We start from the raw sequence: 21,714 nt of genomic DNA, 5'->3' as shown, positions 1-21,714 counted from the left end.
AACCTTTTAAATGCAGGTAAAACTGAGAGATCTTTGCATACGCTATCTGATCATGCGTGGTACATTAAATTGAAATACAGTTTAATTTTTGATCTTCATCGAATGGAAGGTTTTCACAATGCAGACTGTAATCTTCATTCCTACTAAATTGAAATTCATTCCTATGACATTTAAGGAAGGTCTAATTGTTATTTTTTAACTGCGCCTTGAGTAAATGAAGCCAAAATATTGAAGCCCCTGCAATAATGTATGCAACTCTTTTAATTAGAAAAAAATTATCGTAACTTGAAACTGGCCAATAAAATATTAAATCTATGATGCCAGTGACTGAAATAATCAAACCAATTAAACCAAATAGTTTTTTTCCTTTATGAAACATAAAAAACATCCTTTTAAACATAACATCTAAAAACTTGCGGGCTACCTCATGATCAAACCATTATAGTGCAGCAATATGATTTTTTAATTTTTAACTATCTACTCCGACCTGAAAGAACTTCACGACTAAAATGCGCGCAACGCCTTGTTTTTATATAAAACTTATACTATCTCATTTTTTACAAGCTGGCAAAATCAAAATTTGCATCTGCCCTACTCTACGCATAATCGTTAAACCTAAATAAATTGGTTGGGAACATTCATATACGCAGAAAAAATTACTGACAGCAAGGCATGAATAGTAGAAAGTAGTAGTTACCGACATACAAAACTGGCGTTACTTCGTTTCTACTTGCAAAATTTATAGCGCAGCTAGCGGTGATTTTGGCAAGTATAGGAATGTTCAGCACTTACTTGTTGGCTGAATTCGGGTTGTATTATTTTGTATTTAACTTCAATAGATTAAAGTTAAATTGTGCGTTCAAACGATTTATTTAGGATAAACCTCTCGCATCTCTATATAACGTTAGGATACAATAACCATAATAAGTAAATTTTTGATACCTAAATGGACATTATTGAACTCTCTTTGACTGTTAACCAAGTTAACAGTCAGCTTAAAGCTCATGAGATACTGTGTAAAAATAGCGGGCTTTCTCAAAAGCAAATAAAAGATGCAATGCAAAAAGGTGCCGTTTGGTTACAAAGAGGTAAAAGCAAAAAAAGATTTAGGCGTGCCAGTAAGCCATTAAAATTTGATGATAAATTAGTTTTAAATTATAACGCTAAATTACTTTCCATTTCTGCCGAAAAACCTGAGCTCATTTTTGATGCTGAGCATTATAGTGTTTGGTACAAACCTTATGGTCTTAATTGTCAAGGCAGCCGTTGGTGTGATCATTTAAGTATTAATCGATGGGTCGAAATGAATTTTCATCAGATTACTGGAGGAATAGAAAGGCCTGCCTTTTTAGTTCATCGATTAGATCGGGCTACTTCTGGACTGATTTTGTTGTGCCATAGTAAAAACGCTGCACGTATATTCAGTGAAATGTTCAGTAGTCGTCAAATGGATAAACGTTATCAAGCCATTGTTCATGGAGATTTATCCACTTTACCTGATGAGTGCCAACTAAACCAAGATATTGATGATAAGCGTGCTCTAAGTGTTTTATCATTTGCTGAAAAGAAAGAAAGCTTTTCTCTAGTAAACATACAACTACTTACCGGCCGCAAACATCAAATACGAAAGCATTTAAGTGGCTTGGGCAACCCTATTGTTGGTGATCGGCTTTATGGCTTAGACAATGAACAATACAACAGAGATCTACAACTGCAATCGGTATCGTTAGGATTTATTTGTCCGTTTTCAAATGAAAAACAACAATTTTTTGTTAAAAAATCTCATTTATTGAAGCTTTAACTTTTAATCCAAAGCAGCAACTCTTAACAAATATTGTTCACCACATACAACAAATGTAAGTAATACCAATTACAGTAATTAATCTCTCACTCAGCAAGAGATAAAGGTTTTCAGTACAAGGCGGATGTTCGAAGTACCATATTCCCTCCGGCCGCCATACAAAACTGGCGTTCAACGCACTTAGTGCTCATGTCGGGATAATTCAAGAACGTGCAACGCAGTAATGGAAACCTTTAGCCTTGCCCTTCAGGAGCTTGTATTCGCACACTTTGGTCTATAAAGAATACTTCACAAAATTTTCTCAACGTAGCAATGTAATAACGACAGTTTTGTATGTTGGTAGTCTAGCGCCTTTTTCTTGTTTAGTGAAAGACGCTGGATATCAGACTACGCAGATATGACAAAACACAAACCTTTTGTGTTAGTTCGCCTCAAGGGGCGAGGGATTAAACCCGTAGTGATTAAATAAGCCAACTCGCCTCACTGACAGTTACCAAGCTAAATTACGACCTTTAGAATCATAAAAAGCACCGTTTTGTGAGTCATTAAAATTATCTAAAACTGATTTCAAACCTGTTACGGACTGCTCTGTTGTTAGCAAAGCATTAGTTCCACCCATATCAGTTTTAACCCACCCTGGGTGTAAGGCTATTGCGCGAATACCATCAGCTTCCCCGTCAATCGACATGCTTTTGGTTATCGCATTTAAAGCCGCTTTTGACGAACGGTATATGTAACTACCCCCACTGGCATTTTCTCCCATACTACCCATTGCCGAAGACATATTGGCAATTAAACCATTCCCATTTTTTAACTGCTGGTTAAATGCTTCAATCATTTTCATCGGAGCAATCGTGTTTATCTCAAAGACCTTACGCCATTCAGCAACATCAGTTTCACCAAATGCATAGCCTTTAGGGCCGTAATAACCCGCATTATTAATGAGCAAGTTCAAATGCACATTTTTTAAATCTGCTGCTAATATTTTCACTGCATCATAATCCGTTACATCTAATGCAAAAACATCTAAGTTTTGATATTCATCAGATAAAGCCTTAAGCTCTGTAGCGGATTCAGGGTCGCGACAACAAGCTATGACCTGCCAATTTTGTTTACAATATAGTCGAGTAAGTGCTAAGCCAATTCCACGATTCGAACCAGTGATCAATACTTGTTTCAAAGTAGCTTCGTGTGTCATGTTTACTTCTCCGTAGAAAGTGCCATTCCCAAGGGATTAAAATAATCTATTATCGCCTTAAAAATTAGTTCCTTATGTTGAGTATCAGGAAAAATATTACTGATTTTTGTAGATGAATTTATTGTCCCTGAAACTAAATAAGAATTTTGAATACCTTGGTAAAATTCTATACTAGATTCAAAAGCTCTAGCCATTAGTTCTGTAGGTAGAGAATAATATTTTGTCCCCAAATCTTTATCAAGTTTAATTCCATTTCGAACATAATCACTTGACTCTACACCGCCTTGTTCTAAAAAAGCTACTCCAAATAACTGGTTTAACCTTTCATTTAATGGATGTTCAAACATTGGTTGATCTTTAAGCCAAAGCTCACTCGCAAACAAATTCTTAGTATCAGAATATACGAATACTTTGTCAGCAATATAATGGTCAAATGCGTGCCAAAATTCATGTGCAAGCGCACCAGCACCAGCATTTTTAGCTAAAGCTAATTGTCTATGATTAACGTCATAATGTGCTTGAACACCTTTGCGTCCACCATGACCGAATGCCAAACTTAAGGTTTCTCGAAGACCAATAGCCTTCGGAGGTAAGTTCAAAATGAAAGCCAAATCAGCTAATGAATCAAAAACTAAATTGGCCGCTAATTTAGATTCTTCTTTTGTTACCCAACGACCGACTCGTACGTGATAAAAGCCAAATGTGGTTTTAATATCTAAAAAATCAACTTGTTCACCAAATCGATAATCGGGGCCACTGCGATGATATTTTGTTCGGGATAACATTGAGATACATTTAGATGAAAAAAGAATAGTAACATTAATCAAGCTGATCTAATTAATACACTAGGGTCTGTTGATCTTTCGTGATTGTTTTTGCAGCGATAAATTGGTTATTTTATGCAAGGCAGAGTTTGTGAGGTTTGGTTATTACCGACATAAAAACTGTCGTTACTTCGTTTCCAAATAAGAAAACGATAACGCAGCAGAAATGACCAATTTACGTTGTCTTCGATGCTTTTGAGAATTCACTGTTCTGTGTTGTGACCAGCTCACTTAGATGGCTAAGCATCACTGCTCACGCTTTGAACAGATAAATACTCAAATAGCACAAAATTTAATCCTGAAAGATCAACTGACCCTAATAAATAAAATTAGCCTCAATCTTAGCCTTAACGTTATCACACATTCTACTTTCAAAATCGTACTCAATTTCAATTATCTTAATTGTGGTTAATTATTTTTAGTTCTCTAAATATCTAAACGATTTGTTTTCAATATGCTATAAGATATATATGACAAATCTTCGTCTTAGATATCAAACCCTTGAGTTTGAAAATACTGACATACACCTCTGCACTCTTCGAGATCGACAGCAGTTTCATGATCCCAATAATGAAGCAGAGAAATTAGGTATATCATCAGCCAGCTGGCCTCTTTTTGGTATTGTATGGCCTTCAAGCATCGTATTGGCAAGCCACATGCTGCATTATGACACCACAAAGAAACGTATCCTTGAAGTTGGCTGTGGCATTGGATTAACTAGCTTATTATTAAATACTAAAAATGTCGATATTACAGCGACGGATCATCACCCTGCTGCAAGTGAATTCTTAAAAAGAAATACTGAACTAAACTCAACCCCTCCCATATCTTTTCATCGTACTGATTGGGCTGACGAAGATGATGACCTAGGCCTTTTTGATGTCATTATAGGAAGTGATTTGTTATATGAAGAATTCAGCATCATTCATTTAGCCCATTTTATAAACAGGCATGCGCAAAAAAAATGCGAAGTGGTGATTGTTGATCCAGGTAGAGGTAAAAAAAATAAACTTGCACAGAAAATGCGTAAATTCGGTTTCTTGGATAAACATTCTAAGCCAACAAATTTGGACTCATCGAAAGAGCAATTTAACGGCCATATTATAGAGTTCCATCGAAGTTAATAACTACTGCATTGGTAACTAAGTACTTGACCATAAGTTTCTTAAGATTTTCTAGTACCCAGTTTCAGCACTCTACGGTGTTGCAACTTCGGTTACATAGCTACGGCTATGCGCCCTACATTGCGTCTTGTATAGCACTGAACCTGAACACAATAATTATCAAAGAACTTATCGACAGGTACTTAGGGACGTGGCGGAAGAATGTATACCAATTTTATCGTCACTCCTGCGAACGCAGGAGTCCAGAGTCTTTGGTTAATTTGGGCACAAGTCGCTGGATACCTGCGTTCGCAGGTATGACAAATTAAGCGTTGAAATTTAAATTGGTATTATTTGAACTGCGACATCCCTTACTCAATAAGTTGTGCTAGTTCGAGCCCCTTGCATCACCAAGTCTCCCAGTAAAGGGATGGTATTTTTAAGAGAAAACCTGTCATTTAAAAACGGCCAAAATGACAAGTTTTGTTTATGGCAGGTTTTGCACAAACTCGAAAAGGTGTCTCGACATTGGCGTCCTAAATCACTTCTTGTTCCACCACTTACTTTTCGCCTTTTGACATGTTCTCGCAAATCGTTTCCACTGCCGTTGGTATGTATCGGAATTTCAGGCCGTTCCAGCACTCGAAGTAGAGATGATTTATGTTTGTGCAGTCGTTTTAGTTGTTGATTCAAGGTTTGATAGCTGGTCTTTTGCGTAAAAATATCATCAAACCTTTTAGAGAGTTGTTCTGCTTTTTTGGCACAAGACTAAACTTTATAACATTTAAGCTCACGGTAAAAATCCCAAATCTCATTTCTCACTTTTTTGATATCGCTCCGGTGCTCAGGGCAAAGTGGAATTAGGTTGTGAATGAGTCTTTCTGCATGAACCCAGCACAGCGCATGAATGAGTACTTTAAATTGTCCTGCACCATCACTGACAACAACCAAGGATTCGATAGGTTGCACTTCTACTGCTTGAGCAAACAATGCTCCTTCAGTTGCGCATCGAATATGACGCTTGGAGGAAAAACCTAACTGTTGTAAATGCTCTTGCCATTGTGCTTCGTTAATGAACAACCCCGCCACAAGCAGCGGGGCATCAATCTAGATTCACGAAATATGGTAGTTCGTCCCAAGGGGCGGGGAATTAAATCCTCAGGGATTAAAAAATTGACATGGATGATTGGCAAGACTTTCCCGCTGTGCAATGGTATTTTTTGTTGTTTCATGTAATTAATCGCAGCCCTATTAATGCGATATCCGAGTTAGTCTGCACACAGCAAGTACAAGATATTTACACTACTTTCCACAACTTATTGAGCAATTACAACAATTCCAGTCAGGTTTTATTAAGTCTAACTCGGCTATAAAAGATCTAATTGTTTCATAAAGGATCATAACCTAATCATGGCATCACCTTTATCAGGAGCTTCTGCAGCTTCAAACCATTACCCTGAAGCGGCAAGTACAGCACAGCCTACTTATTCAAATTGTTATGGTTTGGACATGGAGCGCTTTGTCGAAGATTTTTCAGAAGAACTTTGTGAGCACAGGCAAGTGCTTGCCGAATACATTGAACCCTCAAAGGCATTAAAATGGCGTGATGACTTTCAGCGCCGAGGATTGATGCCGAAGGAATGTGTAAATGAAATTCTACTTCACTGGGCAAACCAAGTTGAAAACTCTTCATATCCACTTGAGAAAAAAGGTTTGCCAGGACTGCTCAAGTTTTTTGTTTTTTCAAACCAACAACGACTATTGGAAGAGTTTTTGAAACCTGCTGAAGCGGTTCCATATCTAATAACATACGGAGAACATTCACCTCAAAGCTTCAGCAAAATGATAAGCACGTTAACAGCTCAATTTAGTTCTTTATTGAAGGAAAATGAAGAAACAGCCGAAAAGCTGAGCAAAGCTGAACAAATGATAACAAGATTAGAAACGCAATTAGCATCGAAAACTGAAACTTCTCACCACATTATAGCGTCTTCTGGTTCATTTTCTGAAACAGCAGGAGTTATTGCCCCCCTCAGCGATAAACATAGAGAGCTATTAAATTCAGAAGTCAATGTTCATGTTATAAAATATGTTATTCCCACAATTGCCCATTTATGGGAAGGCATTGCCATCCAATTAGACATTAAAGGAAGCGATATTGTATCGATAAAAAATGAAAAGCACACTGATTTTGATCGCATGCTTGAAGTTCTAAAAATTAAAATTAATAGAGACGTTTTTTTATACACAAATTTAATTAAGGCAATAAAAACAACTGATGAAAACACCACCTTGGCACTCGGCGTTCAATCCCACGTACTAGCTGAGCAAGGTGCAAGAAATTATACAAAAATTAATGATAAAGCTGAGCCTTTACCTACTATTGACGAAAGCAAACAACTGTTTTTGAAAAAGCCTGTTAATTGGAATAGTCGAGTCCTACTTTTTTTCGCAGATAAAGCTGAGCTTCATGAGAACTGGAAGGGTCTAGCACTAATGACTTCAAGTAAAATTGCATTATCTCAGTTAGACAGTTTTGCTTCTGGAGGAAAGAGGTCAAGGGATTGTTTTAGCGATGCATTTAGTTATTTGCAAAACAGCGAAGATTTAAGTTTTAAGAAGTTGATTGATGTGTCTCACCTTTTGATTGGAGCCCGCTTTGCTGAGAATCTTCGCGATCACATTTTAAATAGATCGAAATAGTAATACCGATTACAACCTAATATGTGATTTTCAAAACTCATTGAAATTGCTAATCTCGACATTCCTGCGAAAGCAGGAATCCAGCGACTTTTTATTTTTAGATCAAAAAGGCAATGGATTCCCGATTACAACATACGGGAATGACAGACGTTTGAAGGTTTTGTAGCTCGGTTAGGCTGCTAACATCCCCTTAAATTTAACTTAATCTCTGCCAAACTCAATTTTATACCTCCTCACATTTCTACTTTTAAAATCTAGTAAACAAGTTAAATAACCTTAATATCTAGGCAATGACAATCAACTTATGACGAGATATAACATACCGTATTACCCAAATATCTGTTAAATTTATATGCTCAAAATGGAATTACAATAAATATGGCTATATCCTCAGTTGCAAGTTTTGCATGCCGTTGTTTTGATGGTTGGTGTTATACAAACGAGCCTAGCCTTGATGCTAACGATGTCACTGAAAATGAAGCTTTAGTAGTGCACTCTACAATAAATTCGGCACCTCAGGATACTAGTTCCCACCCAGCAAGCTACGGTGCAAGTAAGCAAGTTATATTGACACAACCTCAAGAAATTGGTGATTTCGAATCTTTATCGACATCTGACTCAACGATATTTGAAGAATACCCTCAAGAAACGGTGCTAGCCCCTTTTGCTTCGAATAAGTGGGGAGCATATGGCGGAGCATCATTAGCGGCAATAGGTGGAACTGCAACGTTTTTAACTTCAGCCTTTGCTATGCCATTATATTGGCCTGCTATTGGTTTGTGCGTAACAGGCACTATGGCTAGTCAATCTTGTTCTCCTTTAGGAGTAGCTTACGATCATTATAAAAATCTAAACAAAAGCGAACTCTCAGTAGAGGTAATCCGAAAGTTAGATCAAGCAGATAAAGATTACAAATTAGATTTAGGTACAATTCGAGCAGGAAGAAATAGACAACATCGACTTCAACAGTCAAGTTCTAAATCGCCTATTCAAGATCATGATAGTTCTAAAGTTAGTCACGATCATGTTGATCAAAGTGTAAATAGATTAAATCAGCTTCCACCACCACAGCTAGATGCAATTTCCATGGTTTGCACAAAAAAACTTTTACCGATGGAGCTTACCAGCCATTACTCTTGTAAAGCACGTAGTTACTATTACTCTTTAAGAGATCCCGTTTTTATACGAGGTATTAATCAGCCCATATCAGCAAGGCAAGTAGTTGTAATGATAGATAATAATATAAAATTACGGTGCGGCGAATTTATAATTAAAGAAAGAATTATTCACCCTAAAGATTACTCCGAAAAACAAAATGCAAGGGTCAGGCTTTTGGGTCAATGCTTTCTATATTTAGACAAAAATGAGGCTGAAAAATTTCAAGAAAGCTATGCTAAGCTCCGAAGAGAGTTTTAATTTTCTTGATTAGCCTAAATAAATTGCTTGGGAGCGTTCATATACGCAGAAAAATTACTGATAGCAAGGCTATGAATCGCAGCAAGTATATGAATGTTCAGCACTCACCTGATGGGTGTATTCGGGTTTTGGATTTAACTTAAATAGATTAAAGTTAAATTGTGCGTTCAACCTAAAAACATCAGTTGAACGCTGAGTATATGAGTAGCTGTTTGAGTCAATAAGATGACTTTATCATCATGGCTTTCACCCAATGAGTGAAGTGCTCTACGCTCACAAGCTTGCTAAAATGACTGCTATCTGCGTTGTAACTTTTGCAAGTAGAATAACTACTTGCTGCAAGCTACGCCTTACTATCAGCCATTTTTTCTATGCTTGAGAACGCAGTCAACTGATGTTTCTAGGGAGCGCCACGAAGCGCTTTATTCTGTTGCGGGATTTGTCTCAACGTATACGCAGCCAAGCGATTACATGGCCATAAACCAGAGACAGCAACGTTATTATTTATAATAAGTCCATCAGGTTGAAACGTACCTGACGGGATAATTACCAGTTCATCCCGAAATCTGACGGGCATGCATAATGGGTAACCGCTATGACATGAAGCCCTGTGACAAAGGCCTTGAATAAAGGTTGAGATGCAATGTAGGCCGCAGCATCAAGCGAATTCAGTTAAGCGTCGTAAATCAAAAAATGAAGATGGGGAGTCTTTCCTAGTTGACGAACCCTGACACAAACAGAGAAGCAACTGGTAAATGCATCTGTTTGATCTTCCGGCGTAATATGAAGTGGCATGTATTGAAGGAAATAAAGTGAACGTGGGAGAGCCTGAGTGTTGGAAGGTAGTGACTTCCACTATCCGAATATAAGGTAAACCGAAATTTCAGATAGGGCGCTCAGGCAGTCGGATGAGCCCATAGTACCGTTAACCGTGAAGACAACATAACTTTACATCAGGGAAGGGGCTCAGTGTTACACCCGTTTTTTAACGTAACTTTTGAGGTGAAATTGCCATATGGCTAACACTCCAGTAAATATCAGAATATTACAGCGAAAACTTTACTTACGCTCAAAGCTTAACTCGGAGCTACGATTTTACAGCTTGTACGATAAACTCAGTCGCCTAGATATACTCGAAGAAGCCTATCGACGATGCAAAGCCAATAAAGGCGGAGCAGGAATTGATGGCATCACATTCAGTTATCTAGAGCAGCAAAAGAAAGTCGTTGCGCTGTTAAAAGAAATTCAAACTCAATTACAACAGAAAAACTATCGACCTAGCTCAGTCAAACGAGTAGAAATACTCAAAGACAACGGCAAAACGCGGAAACTTGGGTTCCCGATAATCAGTGACAGAATTGTGCAAATGGCGATGACAATAGTGATGCAACCCGTCTACGAACCTCATTTACATGAACACAGTTATGGCTACCGACCATGTCGAAGCGCCTAGCAAGCGGTAAAAGTCATAGAAATGAGCCTAAAACAAGGCTACCAGCACGTACTCGATGCTGACTTGAGTGCCTATTTCGATACCATCCCGCACGCTAAGTTGATGACAAAAATAGAAAGGCGAATAAGCGACAGCAGCTTTCTGAGTTTACTGAAAAGCTTTATCAAAGCGCCCATCAGCATAGAGACGGTCAACGGGAAATGGCGAATAGAAGCAAGCCGATGTGGCACTCCGCAAGGCGGAGTTATCTCTCCACTACTGGCTAACATCTATCTCAACGATTTCTGTTTGAAAATACACGAAAAAACACCGTGTAAAATCGTTACCTATGCAGATGATTTTGTTGTACTTCATAAGCAAACCTACACACAAGAGCAACTGGACTGGATAACACAGCAATTAAGTGATGAAGGTCTGAAGCTAAATCAAAGTAAAACTCACTGTGTGGATATGGGAAAGCTGATGAATGAGTTTGATTTCCTCGGTTTTAACTTTCAACGGATCACAGGCCTCATCAAAGGCACCAGTTACATTAAGATACAGGCGTCTAAGAAGAACCAAACAAAGCTGAAAAATAAACTCAGAGACATAGTGAAACATCGAACCTCAAATACACTTGGCGTACTGATAAATAAAGTTAATCAAGTTCTGAGGGGATGGAAACACTATTTTGCTAGGATAGGATATCCCAGATGAGTATTTTTCAGAATAAATGGATTTGTAGTAAACCGATTCTATCGCTGGCATCGTCGCTTAAGTCAACGTCGAAGCAAGTATCTATCACGAGGTGCTTACGAAAAATTACGCCAAGCTGGTCTTGAGTATTTACCCACGACAAGATGATAAGCAAAGTGAAGGGGCTGAGAGAAGTGTAACAACAGAGCCGTGTGAGGGAAAACCTCATGCACGGAATCGAAGAGGGGCTGCTGGATAAGCGATAGCGAAGCCAGTAGCCTACTCTACTTCAACCAATTTATTTAAAATTAACCATTAGTTCAACCAAAGTTACTGTCTCAACAACGTTTCCATCCAACGCTGGAATGACAGCAAAATTAGCTGAGCTACGTAAATTTTAAATACGAACAACTGGGCACTTGTGATTAGCACTCAGCAATAAATAAAAATGAATCACCCCGCCCCAAGGGGCGAGGTATCTATTAGTTAGATAAAGACGTTAGTCCGCCGCAAGCGGCGAGGAATTTACCCTACTGAGATTAAAATTGAATTTGACTTAATCGAGGCTCAATAACTTCTTGCCTCCAGCCAGTTAACACTCTAGGTTTTTCATGCTTTTTATCACTCCAAAGCCAATTGAGATACTGATGAATGTACCTTTTCGAACCAATGAACTCCATGGGAATATTGTGATCTTCAGATATTTGACTTAACGCAGCTTTAATTAATTTAAAGCAGGATTTATAGTCTGGTCGAAATGCGATAACATCAATGGCTTGAGGTAATTGTTCAATATCAGCGTTTATCATGCACTCAACAATTGCATGACCATGCTTTCGCTTTTCACTATCAAGTAACTCTCGTATATTGCTTAGGTCTGATAAATTTTGAGGAGCACGCTTAGAAATGGCGATCAATGCATGATCTTTTACAACAAACCCTAAAGCTAAATCTCGTTTAACCGCTGTTTTTAAACGCCATGTTGCCAGAGGTTTTAAGTAGGCCAACTGCATTCTTTGTAGTTGAAACCCATTTTTTACTTTTAGATATGCATTCTCGTAGTCAATCTCTTCTAAGCGACCTTTACAAAGAAACTCTCCTTCTTCATATAACCACTCTAGCCGATTTATTTCTCTGAGCCGAGTTTCTAGATACGAGAAGACATGATAAAGATAAAACACATCATTTGCCGCATAGTGAAGCTGTTTATCACTTAGGGGACGTTTAATCCAGTCTGTCCGAGATTCTCCTTTATCCAAAGTAATACCAAGGCACGTTTCAATGAGCTTTGCATATCCTAGACCGTGACCCATTCCTATCAGTGAGGCAGCAATTTGACTATCAAAATAGGGCACAGGTTGAACTTTACCGTAGTGGGCAAATATTTCTAAATCTTCACTGGCAGAATGAAGTAATTTAATGATAGATTCATCAACTAATAGTGACCAAAAATCAGTTAAGTTGAGTTCTGTTATTGGGTCTATCAAAGCCAGCGTATTGCCATCAAATACTTGAATTAAACCTAATTTAGCATAATAGCTGCGAGTTCTTACAAACTCAGTATCGAGTGCTAATACCTTACAATTCTTGCAAGACTCAACAAATTCATCCAATTGATTTTGCTTAGTTATCAGTACTGCTGAGGGTAGTTCTTGTTTCAAACTGATTAATGGCACACTATTTTCCTTAAGCCTTTACTTCATCTCGTAATTCACGACGCAAAATTTTGCCCACATTTGTTTTAGGTAACTCATCCCTAAACTCTATAAATTTAGGCACCTTGTATCCAGTTAAATGAATTCTGCAATGCTTAATAATATCTTTTTCTGTCAACTTCTTACTTTTACTCACAACGAATATTTTAACAGCTTCACCGCTGGCTTCATATGGAACACCTACTGCTGCAACTTCAACAACTTTAGGATGAAGTGCAACAACGTCTTCAATTTCATTTGGGAATACATTAAACCCAGAAACCAAAATCATATCTTTTTTACGGTCTACGATGAAAAAGAACCCCTTTTCATCCATGTAGCCAATATCGCCAGTTGATAACCACCCTTCTTTATCTATCACGGCTTTGGTTTCTTCTTCTCTTTGCCAATAGCCATGCATAACTTGAGGGCCTTTAACACACAACTCCCCAATTTCACCTTGAGGTAATACGTTTCCTGCGTCATCACGTATTTCTATAATCGTACTTGGGGCTGGAAATCCAATAGCGCCGTTATAGCCATCTAGGTCATAAGGGCAGCAAGTTACTAATGGTGATGCTTCCGTCAAACCATACCCTTCTAAGAGTCTTGTTTGTGTCATTTCTTGATATTTTTCAGCAACAGCTCGCTGTACAGCCATACCGCCACCAATGGATAATTTGAGGCCTGAAAAATCAATGAATTTAAATCGCTCATGATTGATTAGAGCGTTAAATAAGGTGTTTACACCTGTTAGGACTGTGAATTTGTATTTATTTAGTTCATCGATGAATGCTGGAATATCCCGTGGATTAGTAATCAATAAATTCTTACTTCCTTTGTGGACAAAAAGCATACAATTAACGGTTAAAGCAAAAATATGATAAAGCGGTAATGCCGTTACAACTAATTCATTACCGTCATCTAATACCGGTGAATAAGCGCCACTTGCTTGCAATACATTAGATACCACATTTTTATGAGAAAGCATTGCACCTTTAGAAACCCCTGTAGTTCCTCCGGTATACTGTAAAAAAGCTAAGTCATCTGGGACGATTTCTGGTTTGATATATTGCATGCGACGTCCAGCAGACAAGGCTTGTCTAAAAGACAGGGCATGTGGCAATGAGTATTTTGGAACAAGCTTTTTAATATACTTGACAACAAAATTAACTAACGTCCTTTTTGGTGTACTAAGTAAATCACCTAGACCTGTTATAATTACGCTTTCTACTGGTGTATCATCGACGACTTTTTCTAGGGTGCTCGCGAAATTAGATACAACCACAATAGCCTTTGCACCCGAATCATTTAACTGATGTTGTAGTTCTCTTGGTGTGTATAACGGATTAACGTTTACAACAATCATTCCAGCTCTAAGCACACCGAAAAGTGCAATCGGGTATTGAAGCAAATTAGGCATCATTAACGCTACGCGGTCACCTTTTTGTAAGCCTAAATCATTTTGTAGATATGCAGCAAAAGCTCGGCTTCTTTCTTCAAGTTTTCGATAGGTGACTGTGGCGCCCATATTCATAAAAGCAGGCGCATCAGAATATTTAGTTACAGCGGTTTCAAATAAATCAACTAAAGAAGAATATTGTGTTGCGTCTATTTCTGCCGGTACATTTTCCGGTAAATTATCAAGCCAAGGCTGATTCACATTGTTCTCCTAACTGCACCATGAATGAAGGTGTTATTCTGTTTAATATAATAATTTCGTTTATCAAGCTTTCATATGTCAAACGATACAGGATATCATACGCTTGTTTGAATTTTTGAATATTATCATCACATAATTAAAACGAGAATCCTAGAGACTATTCCCCTGTATCGCTCACATTTAAATCAAGTGTTTTGACTTATACCAATTACAGTAATTAAATGCTCAGCTCAGAGCTATGTATGCGCACAAAGTACAAACGAAATTGATGAAAACATAGTTTTTCTACGTTGAGATAATTTTGTGAAGTAATTTTTGCGCATACAAGCTCCCGAAGGGCCCGCTACAGGTTTCCAATACTGCGTTGTACGTTTTTGAATTATCCCGACATGAGCGCTAAGTGCGTTGAACGTCAGTTTTGTATGGCGGCCGGAGGGAATATAGTACTTCGAACATGCACCTTGTACTTAAAAGCCTTTATCTCTTGCTAAGTGAGAGATTACTGTTATTGGTATAAGTTATCTATATCTCTTAAACGGCATATCAGAACTTTTCTAATATCGATTTATCTCAAAAAATCAACTTCAAGAGTAATGGGAGTTTTTATTTGACGAAATCATTTATGGCTGACGCTGTGGCTTCGACATTTTCCATATGGACGTGATGACCACCTAATAAGGTTTTTACTTGATAGGATATAAAAATTTCATCTAACTCTATTGGCTTCTTTTGATCAGAGCTAACACTTTTATTCCCAACAATAATTAGAGTAGGAACTGAAATATTTGACACAATATTTCTTACTTGAGCCAGACTCAGACGCCATGGCGAACTTAGCATGAGTTTAGGATCTGTTTTCCAACAATAACCTCTCGTTGTTTTAAACAAATTACGATGCACAATTCTCTCGCAATTCTGATAGTCAAGATCTGTAACCTTAGCTCTTACTTTTGCCACATTTTGAACAGATGAGTAATATTTTTGATTTTTACTAAGCCTCAATTGCTTCTTATGTTGCTCAATGCTCTCCTGTAACCTTGATCCAGCCAGTGATTCCGGTTCGAAAAGCGGTGTTATTGACTCGATTAAAATTAATTTATCTATTTGATGACTAAATTGTGAAGCAAAGATTGCCGCAATTATCCCTCCAAAAGAATGCCCAATTAACCCTGCTACTCTCATGTTCAAAGTTTCTGAAAAGTGGCTAATCAGTAATTCGAGATCAAATACATAATCCATTAAATGTAGAGGATAGCCGGTTTGTCGATGTTGAGAGTCACCATGACCGGGCCAATCAATAGCGATAACTTGATGATCGTTAATTAGCTCTGCCATTTGTTCAAAACTATTCGCATTATCTAACCAGCCATGCAGCGCTAATAAAATTGGTTTGTTTGGATCTCCCCACTTTCGAGCAGATAACCTAATATGCGGAAGTTGAATATTTAAAACATTTTCAGAAGAGCACAGTTTACTCATTTTTTTGACCAACTAAAATCAAGTGTATTTTTTTGCAGAATACAATATCGCAATGTTTGTTGCGCACCAAATGAGTACCCACACTAATGCTGGAATCCATGTCATTTGGGCCAAACTGTATGCATCACCTTGTCTACCTACATTAAGTAATGTCACCACACTTGAAATACCGTTCAACATAATACTCATGCCGAACAGCTTAAAGAAATACTTTAACCATTTAGTATTTAAATATTTAAGTGATAAAAAGAAAGAGAAGCCGAGCACGATTAAAATCAAAATAGTAAGAAGATCTCGTGACCATAGAATCAGCACTAAAGAAATAATAGCCAGCATAGAGATTGAAAGGTATTTACTATATGTATTACTAGTAACTTTTGACAATTTGTATAAAAGAAACCCAAAAATAGGCGCACCAAAATAGCCACTGAAAGCAATAACAACGGCAATACCACCTAGACTAAAGCATAAGCCAGCACCGTTAATAAATAGTTGTATCCGACTGACTTCACCACCCGTCAATATTGCTGCGATAGCATGAGATAATTCGTGGAAAAAAGTCGCTGCCCATACAAAAGGAAGGTTTACTACTGGAATTTGCATTAATATTGCTGCAGCAATGAGGTACAACCAGAAATAAGTGCTATTTGAGCTAGAAATGCTTTTTGTTATTGTCATATCATTCTACTATTTTATGCTTTGATTAAAACTCGGGTTATGCGTAAGTATCAATACCGATACTATTGCGTATAGTCTCTCTTTCGACTGTATGTTGAGTAATTAAGTATGCCGAAATTGCTTTTTTGTTTTCAGGAGACTGTGAATCGAACTGAATTGTACTTTTTTCCCATCGCTCAATACTAATCATAGCCGATCGATTATCAGCAATAGCTGGCATTTTTTCGTCAGATGGTTGAACCTGAATTATTTGCTTTGAATCTTGTAACGTTGAAGGGATAGCCTTTGGGGCTGTCAACATATTACTAGAGCGTATTTGTGAGTACGACAATAGTGAAATGGTGTTCATGTCTATCCCTACATTTTTTAAAAGGTTTAATTCTTATACCAATTACAGTAATTAATCTCTCACTCAGCAAGAGCTAAAGGGTTTCAGTGCAAGGCACAAGCTCGAAGTACTATATACCCTAACGGCCGCCATACAAAGCTGGCGTTCAACGCACTTCGTGCTTTTGTCGGGATAATTCAAGTGCTTGTAACGCAGTAATGAAACCCTTTAGCCTTGCCCTTTGGGAGCTTGTATGTGTTCAAATTACTTCTCAAAATTGTCTTGACGTAGAGCAACTATGTCTTCATCAATTTCGATTGCACTTTGAGCACATACATAACTCTGAGTTGAGCATTTAATTACTGTAATTGGTATTACTATTTAGATTAGACAAACTCGCTAACGAACACAATTAAACGCAACAAAAAACTAACAACTAATATTTGTCAGTGTAAACCCATGAATGTTTATCCAGTAAAGCCTTAGATTTCATAGCCCGTCATTCCCGTAAAACAGGAATCCAGTGACTTTGGGTGTTCAAATAAAGCGCTAGATCCTCACTTTTGTGGGAATTGTGAAATTACTACATGGAGTTGTGCATATCACTCACTCATGCGGTTGCCCTGTAATACTTAGGATTATCGACCAGGCAATTTCTTCCAAGTCACCTTATCTCTAACGTAAACTGGTTTCAATTCATCGACTGTTGTAAACAAATTGCTATTCCATGCAGCTATAGCCAGTTTTAACATAGCTTCTGCTTTAGGAAACTTACACTCATTGTTTACAGCGACAAATGAAAAAACACTTAATAACTCTGGATAGGTGTCAAAGCCTGTTCCACAAACTACGACTTCTTGATTATTATTGAGTTTTGAGTCAATTTGATCTGGGGCACTGACGTTCTCATCGCTTATTCTATTCACAACGTTGTTATTAACTAAGTATTGAGCCCAATACACTTCACCCATTCGAGCATCAATCGCCGTCATTATTTGAGTAACTCCAGCATCTGCCGCTTGTTGAGCCATCGCATCTAGGGTCGAAACACCGTAAACCGGAATATTTTGCCCGAGCGCTAGCCCTTGTACCATACTGGTACAAATGCGTATACCTGTGAAACTTCCTGGACCACGGCCATAAACAATTCCATCAACATCTTTTATTGTGATACCTGCTTTTGTAAGGAGCGTATCAATCATCGGCAATAACCTTTGACTATGTTCTCTTGGAGCATCAACTTCTTCAGTATAAACCTTACCATAAACAGTAAGCGCAACAGAGCAGGCTTCTGTACAGGTATCAACAGCAAGCAGGGTTGCTTCAAAATTCGTCATATTATTACCACTGGTATTCGCGATTCACAAAAGTTCGGAAAGCTCAAAATTATATACGAATTAACCGAAAAACCTTAACGATTTACTCTATGAGTAGTTGATTAAGGCTAAATTATCTCAAGTTCAGGGTGAATTATCGACAAAACTCCTTTATTTGCCTAAAAATTCGATCGCTCGGGAATGGGATCGTGTTTTGTTCATTTCAGGAATGGACAGTAAGAAATTTTTACCATAATCGTGAGTCACAATTCTCTCATCAAATATCGTTATGAGCCCTTTATCGTTTTCATGACGAATTAAACGCCCAATACCTTGTTTTAGTTTTAGAGTGGCTTGAGGTAATACCGTTTCTATGAAAGGATCTTCACCATTTTCAGCAGCTCTGGCTGATCTGAATTTTGTAAAAAACTCTTCCGGTGAAGCGAAAGGTAATTTTTCAATGATAATATTGCTGAGTAAACGGCCTTTTATATCAACACCTTCCCAGAAACTATAAGTGCCAATTAAAACTGCGTTCCCTAACACTTTATATTTACTTAACAGTGTGTCTTTTCCTGCTTGCCCTTGCACCAACAAAGGGAACTCTATTTTATTCCTTAGCAAGGATGCAAGATGCTTAACGGTGTTATGACTCGTACAGAGAATAAAAGTTCTTCCTTGATTAATCTTTATAAGTTCAATGCAAATACCAAGCAATGCGTTGGAAGTTATTTGAGTGGAGTTCTCTCGTTTATGAGTGTATTCATTATTGTACCTTGGGACATATAACATAGTTTGAGCAAAAAAATTGAATGGACTTTCAATAATTGTACTTTTACATGATGACAAGCCTAAACGTGAAGAAAATTCATCTAAACTCTTATTATATGAGAGTGTTGCGGATGTAAAAATACAACTCACTCCTTCATTAAAGTATTGCTTAAACTTTCCCTTAACTGACAGTAAAGCGCTATTAAATGTTACAAAATTATTAGTGTTATCAAAAAAATTCACAATCTCGGCATCAGAACTTTTCAGCACGCTGACTAAACTTTCGAGTAATATCACGGCTGATGATATGCGAATATCAAACTCTTCTGATCTCCCCGATAATGAGCGTAATATGCCAATAAACTTGGTACAGTTATCAACCCATTCCCAGAGTAATACCGCGCGTTCTTTGTGTGTCAGCACTGAATTTACTATCACTTTCCCGCTGTAATTGGACATGAAACACTTTTTCCAATGCATGTAGGATAAATTCATTTTAGCTAAGGCTTGTTCGAAAATTTGGCTATCACCAATATGCTCACGATAACAATCAAATAAGTTCGTAATCACTGTGTCTATTTGTTTCTCTGATATACGCTCTCCACACATTACGCTTATTGTCTCTGGCAGCGAATGTGCTTCATCAAAAATAACAACTTCAGCTTCACCAATTACCCCGCTGCCACTTAAAAAATTAGATTGAACCTTTGAAAATAAAAGATGATGATTGGTGATTAAGATATTAGATTCTTCAGCTTTAGTTTTAGCTTTCCGACTAAAGCAATTTTGATAATAATGACAATGTTCACCAATACAATCATATAGATTAGTTCTCACTTTTTCGATTGCAATCGATTGTTCTGACACAGTCGATAAATTATCTAAATCTCCATCAATTGTATGGAGAGACCATTGTTTTATCCGTAGAAATTCGTCAAGCACAGATTCTGAATGACAAGTCGTTTCGGTTATTTCTTGCTCTAATTTAAAATGACAAAGATAGTTACTAATACCTTTTAAAATGGCAACTTTAATATCTTTATTAAGGAATTTTTTCGTAAACGGTAAATCTTTATCAAATAATTGTTTTTGTAAGTTTTTGGTTGCAGTACTAATAATGACTTTTTTCCCGCTCAGCACGGCTGGTATTAAATACGCATAACTCTTACCAATACCTGTACCGGCCTCGATGACTAGCTTGTGCTTTTTAGAAATACTTTCGGCGACTAATTCAGCCATGTCACGTTGACCTGATCGAAATTTAAAGTGCTTTAGCCCTTTTGAAAGAGAGCCGTTTTCCGTAAAAATTTCTACTACTTGACCAATCAAATTTTTCATTAAATATCTAAAAATAGAGAAGTGTTATCTACCTATTATTAAACATTGGCTTTATTTCATAAACTAATATATTTTTTTCATTTTTTATCTTGCATAAATATTTAAAATCAGTAAGACTAAAAAGTAATCAAATTGAATAAAACTTATCAACAAGGCAAAAACATGAAAGTACAACTTAACACTACTCATCAGCATCATCATCATATGAATTAGTCTTCGGTTGTACTCTGCCGAAGGACGATTCCTTCTGGTGGACTGTTTAAGTTGAAAACAAACCCCTGAAGGAATTCAGGGGTTTTTTAGTTTCAGAGCAAAATTATTTATTTAGGCTTTAGCGTTTCAAATTAACAGGACACATCCATGACATCGAATAGACTTAGAGTTGCACTACAAAAATCAGGTCGACTAGCAATCGAATCCCAAAAATTACTCAAAACCTGCGGGATAAAGTTCAACATTAATGAGCAGCGTTTGATTGTTCATTCAGACAATCTGCCTATTGATATTCTACGTGTTCGTGATGATGATATTCCCGGATTAGTGATGGATGGTGTCGTGGATATTGGTATCGTAGGTGAAAATGTTTTAGTCGAAGAGCAACTAGAGAGACAGATTTACAATAAACCAGCGAGTTATACTAAAATCCGCCAATTAGATTTCGGTTATTGTCGGCTTTCGCTCGCGGTTCCTGCGGAGTTTGATTATCAACAACCCAATTCTTTATCAAATCTCCGTATTGCTACAACTTATCCCAATTTACTCAAGCAGTTTATGCAAAACAAAGACATTGCTTATCAAGATTGTATTTTAAAAGGATCGGTAGAAGTCGCACCAAGAGCTGGGCTTGCAGATGCTATTTGTGACTTAGTTTCAACAGGTGCTACTTTAGAAGCTAATGGTTTAAAAGAAACAGAAATAATTTTTAAGTCAAAAGCTTGCATCATTCAATCCCCTGCTACACAACCCGATGAAAAGCAATTACTTATAGACACCATCATGTCTCGGGTAAATGGTGTTATTCAAGCAAAAGAAAGTAAGTACATTATGCTTCACGCACCTAAAGATAATATTCAGTCAGTAATAAACTTATTACCGGGAGCTGAAAACCCAACTATCTTACCCTTAAGTAGTTCAGGTGATATAGGAAATATGGTCGCCATTCACGCTGTTAGCCGTGAAGATGTCTTTTGGGACACTATGGAGCAACTCAAGCAACTGGGAGCGAGCTCTATACTTATTCTCCCCATCGAAAAAATGATGGAGTGAACAAAATG

17 protein-coding genes, 1 pseudogene and 1 other annotated feature are annotated in these 21,714 nt (G+C 37.4%); of the genes and pseudogenes, 7 read left to right on the top strand and 11 right to left on the bottom strand.

The annotated features are described in order from the left end of the window. Positions 1-946 precede the first annotated feature (946 nt). Entirely contained in the window at positions 947-1,801 is an 855-nt protein-coding gene (locus tag E2I05_RS10460; RefSeq protein ID WP_121854708.1) for a pseudouridine synthase family protein, read from the top strand. 490 nt (positions 1,802-2,291) lie between these two features. Here E2I05_RS10460 and E2I05_RS10455 read toward each other — a convergent pair whose 3' ends face one another. Next, positions 2,292-2,999 carry an SDR family oxidoreductase gene (locus tag E2I05_RS10455; protein WP_121854707.1) on the bottom strand — a complete coding sequence of 236 codons (708 nt, stop codon included), beginning with the start codon at positions 2,997-2,999 and terminating at the stop codon, positions 2,292-2,294. Between the two features lie 2 nt (positions 3,000-3,001). After that, entirely contained in the window at positions 3,002-3,784 is a 783-nt protein-coding gene (locus tag E2I05_RS10450) for a CLCA_X family protein (protein ID WP_121854706.1), read from the bottom strand. A gap of 509 nt (positions 3,785-4,293) precedes the next feature. Here E2I05_RS10450 and E2I05_RS10445 point away from each other — a divergent pair. Beyond that, positions 4,294-4,947: a class I SAM-dependent methyltransferase gene (locus E2I05_RS10445; protein ID WP_121854705.1), complete on the top strand. Its 654-nt coding sequence runs from the start codon at positions 4,294-4,296 to the stop codon at positions 4,945-4,947. A 354-nt stretch (positions 4,948-5,301) separates the two neighbouring features. On the opposite strand, the pseudogene E2I05_RS22325 reads toward E2I05_RS10445, so the two are convergent. After that, positions 5,302-5,661: pseudogene (locus E2I05_RS22325) on the bottom strand (IS66 family transposase); the annotation flags it as partial. A 33-nt stretch (positions 5,662-5,694) separates the two neighbouring features. Further along, the gene (locus E2I05_RS22320; protein ID WP_207805314.1) at positions 5,695-6,006 is read right to left on the bottom strand and encodes a hypothetical protein; all 312 of its coding nucleotides are present in this window, start codon (positions 6,004-6,006) and stop codon (positions 5,695-5,697) included. Positions 6,007-6,435: 429 nt separating this feature from the next. Between E2I05_RS22320 and E2I05_RS10435 the strand changes: the two genes are divergently transcribed. The 4 genes from E2I05_RS10435 to E2I05_RS10420 all read left to right on the top strand — a co-directional run bounded on the left by E2I05_RS10435 (position 6,436) and on the right by E2I05_RS10420 (position 11,194). After that, positions 6,436-7,629, top strand: coding sequence for a hypothetical protein (locus tag E2I05_RS10435; protein WP_133309629.1), 1,194 nt, complete (start codon positions 6,436-6,438; stop codon positions 7,627-7,629). A gap of 567 nt (positions 7,630-8,196) precedes the next feature. Then, positions 8,197-9,045 carry a hypothetical protein gene (locus E2I05_RS10430; protein ID WP_133309628.1) on the top strand — a complete coding sequence of 283 codons (849 nt, stop codon included), beginning with the start codon at positions 8,197-8,199 and terminating at the stop codon, positions 9,043-9,045. Between the two features lie 1,015 nt (positions 9,046-10,060). Then, entirely contained in the window at positions 10,061-10,498 is a 438-nt protein-coding gene (locus E2I05_RS10425; RefSeq protein WP_133309627.1) for a reverse transcriptase family protein, read from the top strand. A gap of 21 nt (positions 10,499-10,519) precedes the next feature. Next, a complete protein-coding gene (locus E2I05_RS10420) occupies positions 10,520-11,194 on the top strand; it encodes a reverse transcriptase domain-containing protein (RefSeq protein ID WP_133309626.1) in 675 nt (224 codons plus the stop codon). A 518-nt stretch (positions 11,195-11,712) separates the two neighbouring features. Here the strand turns inward: E2I05_RS10420 and rnd are convergent. From rnd to E2I05_RS10385, 7 genes are all read right to left on the bottom strand, one after another. Then, positions 11,713-12,840 (bottom strand): ribonuclease D, encoded by a 1,128-nt coding sequence (rnd, locus tag E2I05_RS10415; RefSeq protein ID WP_376707890.1) that lies wholly within the window; start codon positions 12,838-12,840, stop codon positions 11,713-11,715. A gap of 19 nt (positions 12,841-12,859) precedes the next feature. After that, positions 12,860-14,530 (bottom strand): long-chain-fatty-acid--CoA ligase FadD, encoded by a 1,671-nt coding sequence (gene fadD / locus E2I05_RS10410; protein WP_121851905.1) that lies wholly within the window; start codon positions 14,528-14,530, stop codon positions 12,860-12,862. A 603-nt stretch (positions 14,531-15,133) separates the two neighbouring features. Continuing rightward, positions 15,134-16,021, bottom strand: a complete 888-nt coding sequence (locus tag E2I05_RS10405) for an alpha/beta fold hydrolase (protein WP_133309625.1) — start codon at positions 16,019-16,021, stop codon at positions 15,134-15,136. A 6-nt stretch (positions 16,022-16,027) separates the two neighbouring features. Continuing rightward, the gene (locus E2I05_RS10400) at positions 16,028-16,687 is read right to left on the bottom strand and encodes a M50 family metallopeptidase (protein WP_121851907.1); all 660 of its coding nucleotides are present in this window, start codon (positions 16,685-16,687) and stop codon (positions 16,028-16,030) included. A 37-nt stretch (positions 16,688-16,724) separates the two neighbouring features. After that, positions 16,725-17,036 carry a hypothetical protein gene (locus E2I05_RS10395; RefSeq protein WP_121851908.1) on the bottom strand — a complete coding sequence of 104 codons (312 nt, stop codon included), beginning with the start codon at positions 17,034-17,036 and terminating at the stop codon, positions 16,725-16,727. A 617-nt stretch (positions 17,037-17,653) separates the two neighbouring features. Then, positions 17,654-18,352 carry a tRNA (adenosine(37)-N6)-threonylcarbamoyltransferase complex dimerization subunit type 1 TsaB gene (gene tsaB, locus E2I05_RS10390; RefSeq protein ID WP_121851909.1) on the bottom strand — a complete coding sequence of 233 codons (699 nt, stop codon included), beginning with the start codon at positions 18,350-18,352 and terminating at the stop codon, positions 17,654-17,656. A gap of 150 nt (positions 18,353-18,502) precedes the next feature. After that, complete coding sequence (locus E2I05_RS10385; RefSeq protein ID WP_121851910.1) at positions 18,503-20,440, bottom strand: ATP-dependent DNA helicase; 1,938 nt, start codon at positions 20,438-20,440, stop codon at positions 18,503-18,505. A 188-nt stretch (positions 20,441-20,628) separates the two neighbouring features. Next, positions 20,629-20,744 (top strand) — a sequence feature (His leader region). A gap of 56 nt (positions 20,745-20,800) precedes the next feature. Between E2I05_RS10385 and hisG the strand changes: the two genes are divergently transcribed. Next, positions 20,801-21,706, top strand: coding sequence for an ATP phosphoribosyltransferase (gene hisG / locus E2I05_RS10380; RefSeq protein ID WP_121851911.1), 906 nt, complete (start codon positions 20,801-20,803; stop codon positions 21,704-21,706). Positions 21,707-21,714 lie beyond the last annotated feature (8 nt).

The organism is Parashewanella spongiae (genome assembly GCF_004358345.1).
Lineage (GTDB): Bacteria > Pseudomonadota > Gammaproteobacteria > Enterobacterales > Shewanellaceae > Parashewanella > Parashewanella spongiae.
The sequence above is the reverse complement of the archived record's forward strand: the minus strand, read 5'-3'. Positions and strand labels throughout refer to the sequence as shown.